Below are 11,991 nucleotides of genomic sequence, written 5' to 3'. Positions count from 1 at the left end.
CAAAGGTACCGCCGGATCCCATGGACCGGCGGTACGGACTCACATCTGGCACTGGGTGTGGTAGACGTCCTGGATGTCTTCCACGGCGATGCCCACCAGGCGGTTGGTCGGCTGGCCGTCGTCACCCTCGACCACCTCGCGGACGAAGATGTCCTGGATCGGGTGATGATTGGGGCCGAAGCGGAACTTGCCGCGTACCGAGTCGAAGTCGGCTTCGCGCAGCGCCTCGCGGAAGGCGTCCTTGTCGTCCGGGTGGGCCTTTTCCAGGGCGCTCAGGATCAGGTTGGCGGTGTCGTAGCCCTGGGCGGCGTAGAGGGTCGGGGTACGGTCGTAGGCATCGCGGAAGGCCTCGACGAAGGCATGGTTGGCCTCGTTGTCGAGGTCGTAGGCCCACAGCGAGGTGTTCATGGCACCGATGGCCGCGCTACCCACCGCCTTGATGATGATCTCGTCGAAGGAGAAGGCGGCACCGAACACCGGCAGGTCGACCCCGGAGTTCTCCCACTGCTTCATGAATGAGATGCCCATGCCGCCGGGCAGGAAGAAGAACAGGCTGTCGGCGTCGCTGGCGCGGATCTGGGCGATCTCGGCGGCGTAGTCGGTCTGGCCCATCTGGGTGTAGATCTCGTCGACCACTTCCCCTTCGTAGAGGTGCTTGAAGCCGGCCAGGGCGTCGGTGCCCGCGGGGTAATTGGGCGCCATGATGATGGGGCGCTCATAGCCCTGCTCGCGCATGTAGGCGCCCATCGCGCCGTGCAGATTGTCGTTCTGGTAGGCGGCGTTGAAGTAGTTCTCGTGGCACATGCGCCCGGCCAGGTCGGAGGGGCCGGCATTGGGCGAGATGTAGAAGGTGCCCTGGCGCACCGCCGCCGGTACCACCGCCATGGCCAGGTTGGAGAAAATGATGCCGGTGAGAATGTCGACGTTGTCGCGCTGCATGAACTCGTTGGACAGGCTGCGCGCCAGGTCCGGCCGGTTGCCGTCGTCCTGTACCAGCACTTCGACGTCGTCGCGGCCGGAGCGTTCGATGGCCAGCAGGAAGCCGTCGCGTACGTCCACGCCCAGGTGCGAGCCGCCGCCCGACAGGGTGGTGATCATGCCGATCTTGACCTCCTGGGCCTGGGCCGCCGCCATGGCGGTGGTCATCAGCAGGCCAAGGCCAACACTGGCTAGCTTCTTCATGGCTTTTCCCTCTTCGTTCTCGTTTGTTGTGGTTTCGGCGCCGTGTCCAGCGCTTGTGCTCTTGCTGCTCGTCAAACCCTGCCGTCAGGTGGATCGTCCTGTTGGGCTGAACGTCACCTTTCGGGCTAATCACCTTTCGGGCTAATCACCTTTCGGGATAGTGCTCCTGGCGCAGCCGGAAGCGCTGCACCTTGCCGGTGGCGGTCTTCGGCAGCGTCTCGACGAAGCGGATCGAGCGCGGGTACTTGTAAGGCGCGATACGCTGCTTGACGAAATCCTGCAGCCGCTCGACACAGTCCGAATCCGGTTCGACCCCGGGAGACAGTACCACGAAGGCCTCGACGATCTGCCCACGCTCTCCATTCGGTGCGCCGATCACGGCACACTCTGCCACCGCTTCGTGGGCGAGCAGGGCGGCCTCAACCTCGGGGCCGGCGATGTTGTAGCCGGCCGAGACGATCATGTCGTCGTTGCGCGCGGCGAAATGGAAATAGCCGGCCTCGTCCTGAACGAAGGCGTCGCCGGTGATATTCCAGCCTTCTTGTACGTAGCCCTGCTGACGAACGTCGTCGAGATAGCGACAGCCCGTCGGGCCGCGTACCGCCAGGCGGCCCACTTCACCGCGAGGCAGCTCGTTCATCTCGGCATCGACGATCTTCGCCTCGTAGCCGGTCACCGGCTTGCCTGTGCAGGCGGGGCGATGGTCGTCGAGGCGATTGGAGATGAAGATGTGCAGCATCTCGGTGGCCCCGATGCCATCGAGAATCGGCTTGCCCGTCCTGGCGATCCAGTCGTGATAGATCGGCGCCGGCAGCGTCTCGCCAGCGGATACCGCCACGCGCAGGCTATCAAGTTCCTGACCGTTTTCGAGCGAGGCGAGCATGGTGCGATAGGCGGTGGGCGCGGTAAATACGACGGTGGCACGATGCTCGCGGATGATCTCCATCATGTTGGGTGGCGTGGCCTTCTCCAGCAGCACGGCGCTGGCGCCGAAGCGCAGCGGGAAGATGGCGAGCCCGCCTAGGCCGAAGGTGAAAGCCAGAGGCGGCGAGCCGACGAAGACGTCGTCCGCACTCACTTGCAGCACCTCGCGGGCGTAGCCGTCGGCGATGATCAGCAGGTCGCGATGGAAATGCATGGTTGCCTTGGGCTTGCCGGTGGTACCGGAAGTGAAACCGAGCAGGGCGACGTCATCGGCGGCGGTGGCCACGGCCTCGAAGCGGCTGGGCTTGTCGAGCGCCAGGCGGTCGAGTTCGGCATCGTGGTTGGCCGTGCCGTCAAAGCCGACGACTCGCTTCAGGAAGGCGCTCTCGGCGGCACAGGCCTCGAGTTCGTCGAGCAGGCGGGTATCGCACAGGGCCACGGCGACTTCGGCCTTGTCGACGACCTGGGCCAGCTCGCCTGCGCGCAGCATCGGCATGGTGTTGACCACCACCGCGCCGGCCTTGGTGGCAGCCAGCCAGCAGGCCACCATGGCTGGGTTGTTGGCCGAGCGTATCAGCACCCGGTGGCCGGGGCGCACGCCGAGGTCGTCGACCAGCGCATGGGCCAGGCGGTTGGTCCATTCGGCCAATTCGCCATAGGTCCGTCGGCGCCCGTTGCCTACCAGGGCCACGCGCTCGGCGTGGCCGCGCTCGACCCAGCGGTCGCAGAGTTCCACCGCGGCGTTTAGCCGCTCGGGATAGTCGAAGCCATCGAGCCGGAGCTCGGGCCATTCGTTGGCGGGCGGCAGGCGGTCCCGCGTGAAGGTATCGGCATGGGCCGACGTTGTGTTCATGACCATTCTCCGTACATCGTTGTTGTTGTTCGGCGCCTGGGGCGTCGACAGGGGGATACGGGTCTGGCGCTTGGGAAACGCTGTACAAATGCCTGCGCGAGTGAATCGCTGCGTTGCGCGGTGCGCGGAATCCTCACATATACCCCATATGCTCCGGTTCCTGTGCTCCGTGCGCCTTGCGCTTCATCTCGCTCGCCGATTTGTTCAACGTTTCCCCGATCATTTTATTTGTGTCGGGCGGTGTCCTGTTGTGCCAAACAGCTGCGGGCGATGACTATCTTCTGCACGTCCGAGGCGCCTTCGTAGATACGCAGCGCGCGGATCTCGCGATACAGGCTCTCGACGATGTGGCCCTTGCGCACGCCGTCGCCGCCGTGCAACTGCACCGCCTTGTCGATCACCTGCTGGGCGCGGTCGGTGGCGTAGAGCTTGGCCATGGCCGCTTCGCGGGTGACCCGCTCGGCGCCCATGTCCTTGGTCCAGGCGGCGCGATAGACCAGCAGCGCGGCGGCATCCACGTCCAGCGCCATTTCCGCCAGGTGCCCCTGCACCATCTGCAGGTCGGCCAGGCTGGCGCCGAACAGCTCGCGGTTCCTGGCACGCTCGAGCGACTCGTCCAGCGCGCGGCGGGCGAAGCCCAGCGCCGCGGCACCCACCGTGGAGCGGAACACGTCGAGCACCGCCATGGCGATGCGAAAGCCTTGGCCGGACTGGCCGATCATGGCGCTCGCCGGCAGTCGCATGTCATTGAAGCCGAGCCGTGCCAATGGGTGCGGCGAGATCGTCTCCAGTCGCTCGCGGATCTCGAGCCCCGGCGTATCGGCCGGCACCAGGAAGCAGGAGAGCCCCTTGGCCCCGGGCGCCTCGTCGGTGCGGGCGAACAGGGTGTACACATCGGCGATGCCGCCGTTGGAGATCCAGGTCTTCTCGCCGTTGATCCGATAATGGTCGCCGTCGCGTTCGGCCACGGTATCGAGCTGGGCCACGTCGGAGCCGGAGCGCGGCTCGGTCAGGGCAAAGGCGGCCAGTGCCTCGCCGCGGCGAGTCTTGTCCAGCCACTGTTTCTGCTCGGCGCTGCCGAACAGGCTGATAGCCCCGGTGCCCAGGCCCTGCATGGCGAAGGCGAAGTCGGCCAGGCCGTCGTGGCGGGCCAGGGTCTCGCGGATCAGGCACAGGCTGCGCACGTCGATGCCGTCCCCCGCGGTGCCTTCGAGGAAGCCCGCCTGGCCCAGGTCGCGCACCAGTTGGATGCAGGTGGCGTCGACGTCGGCGTGGTCGCGGGGCAGCTCGCGCTGGCACCACGCCTCCAGATGCTTGGCCAGGTCGCGATGGCGGGCCTCGAGGAACGGCCAGTCGAGAAAGCTCGTGTCGCTCATCAATCCCCCTCGAAGACCGGCTTCTGTTTGGCGGCGAAGGCGCGGTAGGCGCGCTCGAAATCGCGGGTCTGCATGCAGATCGCCTGGGCCTGTGCCTCGGCCTCGATGGCCTGCTCCAGGCTCATCGACCACTCCTGGTTGAGCTGGGTCTTGGTGATGCCGTGGGCGAAGGTCGGCCCCTGGGCCAGGCGGGTGGCATAGGCGATGGCTTCGGCTTCCAGCTCCGGTTCCGGTACCAGGCGATTGTAGAAACCCCATTGATGGCCCTCTTCCGCGCTCATGCTGCGCCCGCTGTAGAGCAGGTCGGCGGCACGGCCCTGGCCGATGATGCGCGGTAGCATGGCGCAGGCGCCCATGTCGCAGCCGGCCAGGCCCACCCGGGTGAAAAGGAAGGCGGTACTGGCCTGGGGCGTGGCGAAGCGGATGTCCGAGGCCATGGCGATGATCGCGCCGGCACCGACGCAGACGCCGTCCACCGCGCTGATCACCGGCTTGCCGCAGTGGATCATCGCCTTGACCAGGTCGCCGGTCATGCGGGTGAATTCGAGCAGGCCCTTCATGTCACGCCCGACCAGCGGGGCGATGATCTCGTGGACGTCGCCGCCGGAGCAGAAGTTGCCGCCGTTGGCGGCAAACACCACGGCTTTCACATCCTCGGCGTAGGCCAGGTCGCGAAAGGTGTCGCGCAGCTCGGCATAGCTGTCGAAGGTGAGCGGGTTCTTGCGCTCGGGGCGGTCGAGGCGGATCACCGCCACCTCGCCCTCCATGCGCCACAGGAAATGCCTGGGTGTCAGGTCGGCCAGTTTCATCGTTGTTGTGCTCCCGTGTCGGCCGGCAAGCCGTGCAGCAGCTCGCCGATGTGGTGAGCGTCCTCCGCATCGACGCCATCCAGCAGTTCGTTGACCCAACCCTCGTGAGCCTGCGCCATGACGGTGAAGGCGTCGCACCCGGCGGGAGTGAGACGTACCCGGGTGGCGCGGCGGTCGCCCTCGATGGCGATGCGCTCGACCAGGCCATCCTCGGCCAGGCGATCGACGATGCCGGTGACGTTGCCGTTGGAGACGCGCAGCCGCTTGGAGAGTTCGTTCATCTTGAGCCCCTCGCGTTCGCGGAAAAGTGCCGCCATGACGTCGAAGCGCGGCAGGGTGGAGTCGAACTCGAGGCGCAGCTTCTCGCGCAGCGCCGCCTCGACCTGGCGCGTGACCCGCAGCATGCGCAACCACAGGCGCAGGCGCTCCTTGCTCAGGGTTTCCGGTTTCAACTGTGGCGCCGTCATGTCTCGCCTCCCGAGATGGAGATCGCCTGGCCGTGGATGGCACCGCTATGCGGGCCGCACAGCCACAGCGCGGTTGCAGTGACCTCTGCGGGCTGGATCAGCCGGCCGCTGGGATTGGTCGATTGCAGGTGGGCGCGGGCCTGCTCGGGGCTCTGGCCTGTCTTGGCCACGATGGTGGCGATGCTCTCCTCCAGCAATGGGGTCTCGGTAAAGCCGGGGCACAGCGCGTTGACGGTGATGTTGCGCCCCGCCACTTCCTGGGCCAGGGCGCGCACCAGGCCCACCACTCCGTGCTTGGCGGCACAGTAGGGCGCCACGTAGGGGTAGCCCTTGAGCCCGGCGGTGGAGGCCACGGCGATCAGCCGGCCGCCCTCGCGCAGGTGTTTCAAGCCCTCGCGCAGGGTCAGGAACGCGCCGGTCAGGTTGACCTCCAGCATGCGCTGCCACTGCTCGAGCCCGGTCCTGGCCAGCGACGCGCTCTCGGCGGCCCCGGCATTGGCGATCACGATATCGACCTCGCCCAGGCGCTCGAATAGGGCGACCATGTCAGTCTCGCAGGTGACATCGGCGATCTCGAAGGCGATGGCGGGGTGACGGCCGGCCACATCCTCGAGCGGTGCGCTACGGCGCCCGGTAATGACGACATCGGCGCCGGCCTCGGCAAAGGCCAGCGCCATGTCGGCGCCGATGCCGCTGCCGCCGCCGGTGATCACCGCGCGCTTGCCGTCGAGGGGCTGTATGGTCGTGCTCATGGTCATACCCACCCTTCGCCGCGCTCGGCCAGGCGTTGCAGCTGGTCGCGCCCGGCGCGGTAGGGGGCCGGCCAGTTGCATTCGCGGTCCTGGATGCCAGCGGCGGCGTGCAGCGTCCAGTAGGGATCGGCCAGGTGAGGGCGGGCCAGGCACACCAGGTCGGCGCGACCGGCCATCAGGATCGAGTTGACGTGGTCGGCCTGATAGATGTTGCCCACCGCCATGGTGGCCATGCCGGTCTCGTTGCGGATGCGGTCCGAGAAGGGCGTCTGGAACATGCGTCCGTAGACCGGCCGCGCCCGGGTCGAGGTCTGCCCGGCGGAGACGTCGACAATGTCGACCTCGGCGGCCTGGAGCAGGCGGGCGATCTCGACCGCCTCATCGGGCGTGACGCCCTCGTCGCCGACCCAGTCGTTGGCCGAGATGCGCACCGAGAGCGGCTTGTGGGCTGGCCAGGCGGCGCGCACCGCGCGGATCACCTCCAGCGGGTAGCGCATGCGGTTCGTCAGCGAGCCGCCATACTCGTCGTTGCGGCGGTTGGTCAGCGGCGTGATGAACGACGACAGCAGATAGCCGTGGGCGGCATGCACCTCGAGCATGTCGAAGCCGGCGCGCTCGGCCATCTGCGCGGCAGCGACGAATTCGTCGCGCACCCGGTCCATGTCGGCGCGGTCCATCGCCTTGGGCACCTGGTTGCGCGCCGACCAGGGCACGGCGGAGGCCGCCATGGTTGGCCAGTTGCCCTTGGGCAGTGGCGCGTCCATCTCCTGCCAGCCGAGTTGGGTCGAGCCCTTGGGCCCGGAGTGGCCGATCTGCGCACACAGCTTGGCGGGAGTTTCGACATGGACGAAGTCGCACAGCCGTTTCCATGCTGCCTCATGCTCGGGCGCATAGAGCCCCGGGCAGCCCGGCGTGATGCGCCCCTCCGGCGAGACGCAGGTCATCTCGATGTAGACCAGCCCGGCGCCGCCCTTGGCGCGCTCGGCGTAGTGCACGAAGTGCCAGTCGGTGGGGCAACCGTCCACCGCCTTGTACTGGGCCATGGGCGAGACCACCACGCGATTGACGAGCTGCATGTCGCGCAGTCGGTAGGGGGCGAACATCGGCGCTCGCGCGCTGCCCTCGTTGCCGGCCTGGGCCTGGAACCAGCGCTCGGCGCTCTCGAGCCATGCCGGATCGCGCAGGCGCAGGTTCTCGTGGCTGATGCGCTGGGAGCGGGTCAGCAGCGAGTAGTTGAACTGCACCGGGTCGAGATCCAGGTAGCGCTCCACCTGCTCGAACCACTCGGTGGAGTTGCGCGCCGCCGACTGCAACCGCAGCACCTCGAGGCGGCGCTCCTCCTCGTAGCGGGCGAAGGCGCTGGCCATGTCGGGTTCGCTGTGCAGGTAATCGGCCAGCGCGATGGCGCTCTCCAGTGCCAGCTTGGTGCCCGAGCCGATGGAGAAGTGCGCGGTGGCGGCGGCGTCGCCCATCAGCACCACGTTGTCGTAACTCCAGCGTGCGCACAGCACCCGGGGGAAATTGATCCACGCCGAGCCGCGAATGTGGTGGGCGTTGCTCATCAGCGCATGGCCGCCGAGGTGCCTGGCGAAGATCCGCTCGCAGGTGGCGATCGACTCCTCTTTGCTCATCTCGCCGAAGCCGAAGGCGCGCCAGGTGGGCTCGCTGCACTCGACGATGAAGGTCGCGGTGTCGGCATCGAACTGGTAGGCGTGAGCCCACACCCAGCCGTGCTCGGTCTTCTCGAAGATGAAGGTGAAGGCGTCGTCGAAGGTCTGGTGGGTGCCGAGCCAGACGAACTTGCAGGCGCGCACCTCGATGTCGGGCTCGAAATGCTCGGCATAGCGCTGGCGGGTGCGCGAGTTGAGGCCATCGGCGGCCAGCACCAGGTCGAATTCACGGCGCAGTTCGTCGATGCGCTCTTCGGGTACATCGGTCTCGAAGCGCAGCTCGACGCCCAGCTCTCGGGCGCGCTCCTGCAGCAGGAGCAACAGCCGATGGCGGCCGATGCCGCAGAAGCCGTGGCCGGTGGAGACGGTGCGCACGCCGTCGTGGATCACGGCGATGTCGTCCCAGTAGGCGAAGTGCTCGCGGATGCGCGCGGCGCTCTCGGCGTCGTTGGCGGCGAGGTTGTCCAGCGTCTCGTCGGAGAGCACCACGCCCCAGCCGAAGGTGTCGTCGGGCGGTTGCGCTCGATCACCACGATCTCGTGGGAGGGGTCGCGGCGCTTCATGCTGATGGCGAAGTAGAGACCGGCGGGGCCTCCGCCGAGGCAGGCGATTCTCATGGCTGGAAACCGTATCGTTGTTGTATGAAGTTCAGGCTAGACGCTGTCGTGAATTACTTCAAGCTTAAAATTTCAAGCTTGAACTTTATCGGCTTGAAGTGAATTTTCGTTGCTCCAAGGATTGACAGCCAGGGTGGCAACGGCGAGTCTGGGGCTTCCAACTCGAAGCTCGGTGGGCCGAGCTGGAACAGGCTTCATAGGGGAAGGAGGCTCACGATGCTGGAACAGTGCAAGACCGCCAGGGAGCGCTGGGGGGGCGTGCATCAGCTGATCGATCGATGGCTCGATGAGCGCCGCGAGCTGCTGGTCAGTTTCATCGAGCTCAAGGAGGCCTGCGATTCCGAGCTGGAGGCCGTGAGCAAGCCCCAGATCGATCGCTTCAGTGAATTGCTGATGGACTACATCAGCGCGGGCCACTTCGAGATCTACCCGCAGCTGCGCGAGGAGGCCAACGCCTTCGAGGATCACCAGGCGCTGGAAATTGCTAGCCAACTGTTGGAGCGGCTGGAGCTTTCCACCGAACTGGTGCTGGCGTTCGATTCCGATTACTCGACGCCGGTGCGCTGCCAGCATTTCCTGCCGCGCCTGCCCGCCTGGCTGGATCGCCTGGCTAAGGGGCTGACCGAGCGCTTTGCACTGGAAGATCAACTGATCGCTCGCCTGCATGCGGCGCACACGCCCAAGGCGGAGGCCCAGGCCGAGTAACCTTCGTACCTGCTTCTCGAGCCGATATCACGCCGCCCCGACCCGTGTCGGAGCGGCGCCGTTGTATCTAGCGTCCGTCCTCTCAACGATAGGGCTCACTCCTCGGCGGGCTCTGCCGCTTCATGTGCTGGGTGTTGCAGCAGGCAATATTCGTACACTGAATTAAGCCTTTGACCATGGCTTTTGTAGGAAATCGCCCATAGCAGCGCTCTGCACCGTTCGGATACCCTGATCAGCTTTCTGTTTTAGACAGCCAGGGATAGGAGAAACGGGCCGTGTACTGGAAGCTCATTCGTCGCCATGACGTCAGGGATATCGATCTTCCCTTCATCGAGTTACCCACCTTTGCCGCGAGCAAGATCGAGAGCAAGCTATCGAGGGACTCTGGCCGGGAAACCCTCTCCGCGTTGTATAAACGGGCGGGGGGCTACGATCTATACCCGGACAAGGAAGTGGCGATCCGGAAGATCGTCAAGGCGGTCAAGGAGGGCGATCTGCTGCTGGTGCTGAATGACGGTTTTGACCGCCCCTTCTCTCCCTTGGTCGAGTGGACCGGTCAGCTGTGGCGCTCGAACGCTCATGGGGCATTCAGTGGCAGCGGTCTGGTCGGATTCTTGCTCCCGCGCCTGAACGCCCGAGGGCTGGGGCCGCAAGCCATAGCCTCGCTGCAACGCTTCGGTGACGTTGGTGTAGCGCGCCCCACGCCCGCTCCCGAGCCGAAACTCTCCACCCCGCCGCCGGCGCCGGAAACGCCCCCGCACCGCAGCGTACGCTGCAAATCGGCGTGTTCTTCGACGGCACCGGCAACAACATGTTCAACGACCGCCACCTGCCCGACCGCGATATCACCAACGTGGCCAAGCTGCGCGATCTATATCCGGAAGATGAAGAGAGAGGCTACTATCGAGTCTATGTCCACGGCGTGGGGACCATTACCGGCCGGGAGAGCGAGGACGGCTTCGTGGCCTCCGAAGACCTCGCTGGGCTGGGCACGGGTGTGGGTCCGGAGGGCGGCCACGCGCGTATCGAACAGGCGCTGACCGAGGTCCGCGAGATTTTGGAGGCCAACCCGGATGCCACGATCACCTTCGATGTGTTCGGCTTTAGCCGTGGTGCGGCCTTGGCCAGGCACTTCGTCAACCTGATCCATCGCTGGCCGGAAACCCTGCTGGTGCCGGACTTCCGCCTTGCCAGGCCTGGGTATCAACCACCGCTGCGCCGCATCCTGGCCTTTCCGCCCACGCCGATTCCCTTGCCGCAGGTGCGCTTCGTCGGGCTGTTCGATACCGTGGGCAGCTTCTACTGGCCCGGTACCGACCGTAACCTCGATTTCGATCTCTATATCGCCTCGGGCAGCGCCGCGCGGGTGGTGCAGCTCACTGCCCATCACGAGATCCGCCGTAACTTTCCCCTCAGCAGCATTGCCGATGCCCAGGGCAACCACCCCGGCAACTTCGCCGAAATTGTCCTGCCCGGTGCGCACTCCGATATCGGCGGCGGCTATGAGAACCCCAACTTGGAACTGGGCTTTACCAATCATGAGGAACTGATCGTACGGCGCCGTGGCGGGCTGGGGGCCAATGGCGAGACAATTCGCCGGGCTCAGGCGGAGGCGCAGGCCAGAGGGCTCGACATTCGCGTGGAGGGCATGGACGTGCTCGAGATCGAACGCCGCGCCACGCGCAAGGAGCTGGCCATCTATGCCTTGCACCAGATGTACGAAGAGGCGAAGCGAGCCTGGGTGCCCCTTGATGAACTCCGGGATGATACAGACCATACCATCCCCGCCGAGCTGCAAGCCCTGATCGATGAGTGGTGGGAAGGCGGTAGGCGACGCGGCCAGCAGTGGATGCTGGACATATCGCATGAACATTTCGCCGGCTATATCCATACGTCTCACCGCCAGGAAAGCCTGGCCCATGCGCCGGAGCCCAGCGGTGTGCGCCGGGTCTTCCCCAATCGCCACGAAGCGCCGGTCACGGCCCCGAAGGAGCCTCAGAATGCTTAGGTCGTGGATGACACGCCTGCGCCACGGGCTGCTGCTGGCCTTGCTACTGCTCACCAGCGCCTGCGAGGCGGAGCCTCAGCGCTATGAATTCACTGTTCAACCAGTTGGCGGGCCACGTGGTTGGCCCGTATGGGTGGAGTATCTGACGTTCGATCATGCATGGCAGACCCCAGGCGGGGGACTAAGTGCAGGGTTTGAACGCCGCCCTCCCCGTAGTGGATCGATCAACATCTTGGCGCATCCAATGTCTGCCCCTCAATCTGTTCAGGCCCGCTGGTTCTCCTACCGTACCCAGACCTTCTACGAGATCGATCTGGCACTGCCGGACACGGACGCTCTGCTGCAGCAGTGGCATCGGGATTACCCACCTCCAGATTATCGCCACACTCTGGTGGCTGGCTTCTCCGGCAAGGGGGAGGTTACCGTCTGGTGGCGGGCTCGCTGCCGCGCCTGCGGCGGGGATCGCAGCCGGGATTTCCATGCGCCAATCGTGGAGTCGGCGTGGGCCGAGGAGGTGGAGGGCGATCCGGCGACCTTTCGCAGCCAGACTCAGCGACGGATTGATGAGGGAATCATTCCCTCGCCCTGGGAATGACATGATCAGCGCGTCGAAGCCAGCCTGTGCCGC

General features: G+C 65.8%; 10 protein-coding genes. 3 read left to right on the top strand and 7 right to left on the bottom strand.

What is annotated here, in order from left to right; translation table 11 throughout:
- Window positions 1-39: 39 nt before the first annotated feature.
- The 7 genes from EKK97_RS17085 to EKK97_RS17055 all read right to left on the bottom strand — a co-directional run bounded on the left by EKK97_RS17085 (window position 40) and on the right by EKK97_RS17055 (window position 8,522).
- Window positions 40-1,182 (bottom strand): ABC transporter substrate-binding protein, encoded by a 1,143-nt coding sequence (locus EKK97_RS17085; protein ID WP_159553691.1) that lies wholly within the window; start codon window positions 1,180-1,182, stop codon window positions 40-42.
- Window positions 1,183-1,327: 145 nt separating this feature from the next.
- Window positions 1,328-2,959, bottom strand: a complete 1,632-nt coding sequence (locus tag EKK97_RS17080; RefSeq protein ID WP_159553689.1) for a benzoate-CoA ligase family protein — start codon at window positions 2,957-2,959, stop codon at window positions 1,328-1,330.
- A 224-nt stretch (window positions 2,960-3,183) separates the two neighbouring features.
- Complete coding sequence (locus EKK97_RS17075) at window positions 3,184-4,335, bottom strand: acyl-CoA dehydrogenase family protein (protein WP_159553687.1); 1,152 nt, start codon at window positions 4,333-4,335, stop codon at window positions 3,184-3,186.
- Window positions 4,335-5,144 carry an enoyl-CoA hydratase family protein gene (locus EKK97_RS17070; RefSeq protein ID WP_159553685.1) on the bottom strand — a complete coding sequence of 270 codons (810 nt, stop codon included), beginning with the start codon at window positions 5,142-5,144 and terminating at the stop codon, window positions 4,335-4,337. The genes EKK97_RS17075 and EKK97_RS17070 overlap by 1 nt, the downstream gene beginning before the upstream one ends.
- On the bottom strand, window positions 5,141-5,611 hold the full coding sequence (locus EKK97_RS17065) for a MarR family winged helix-turn-helix transcriptional regulator (protein ID WP_159553683.1): 471 nt from the start codon (window positions 5,609-5,611) through the stop codon (window positions 5,141-5,143). The genes EKK97_RS17070 and EKK97_RS17065 overlap by 4 nt, the downstream gene beginning before the upstream one ends.
- Window positions 5,608-6,363, bottom strand: coding sequence for an SDR family NAD(P)-dependent oxidoreductase (locus tag EKK97_RS17060; protein ID WP_159553681.1), 756 nt, complete (start codon window positions 6,361-6,363; stop codon window positions 5,608-5,610). The genes EKK97_RS17065 and EKK97_RS17060 overlap by 4 nt, the downstream gene beginning before the upstream one ends.
- A gap of 2 nt (window positions 6,364-6,365) precedes the next feature.
- Entirely contained in the window at window positions 6,366-8,522 is a 2,157-nt protein-coding gene (locus EKK97_RS17055) for a bifunctional salicylyl-CoA 5-hydroxylase/oxidoreductase (RefSeq protein WP_236551266.1), read from the bottom strand.
- Between the two features lie 344 nt (window positions 8,523-8,866).
- Here EKK97_RS17055 and rsd point away from each other — a divergent pair, with 344 nt between their 5' ends.
- From rsd to EKK97_RS17040, 3 genes are all read left to right on the top strand, one after another.
- Window positions 8,867-9,355, top strand: coding sequence for a sigma D regulator (gene rsd, locus EKK97_RS17050; RefSeq protein ID WP_159553679.1), 489 nt, complete (start codon window positions 8,867-8,869; stop codon window positions 9,353-9,355).
- Window positions 9,356-10,139: 784 nt separating this feature from the next.
- Window positions 10,140-11,363: a phospholipase effector Tle1 domain-containing protein gene (locus tag EKK97_RS17045; RefSeq protein WP_159553677.1), complete on the top strand. Its 1,224-nt coding sequence runs from the start codon at window positions 10,140-10,142 to the stop codon at window positions 11,361-11,363.
- Window positions 11,275-11,958, top strand: coding sequence for a DUF2931 family protein (locus EKK97_RS17040; RefSeq protein ID WP_340162892.1), 684 nt, complete (start codon window positions 11,275-11,277; stop codon window positions 11,956-11,958). The genes EKK97_RS17045 and EKK97_RS17040 overlap by 89 nt, the downstream gene beginning before the upstream one ends.
- Window positions 11,959-11,991 lie beyond the last annotated feature (33 nt).

The organism is Billgrantia tianxiuensis (genome assembly GCF_009834345.1).
Lineage (GTDB): Bacteria > Pseudomonadota > Gammaproteobacteria > Pseudomonadales > Halomonadaceae > Halomonas > Halomonas tianxiuensis.
The sequence above is the reverse complement of the archived record's forward strand: the minus strand, read 5'-3'. Positions and strand labels throughout refer to the sequence as shown.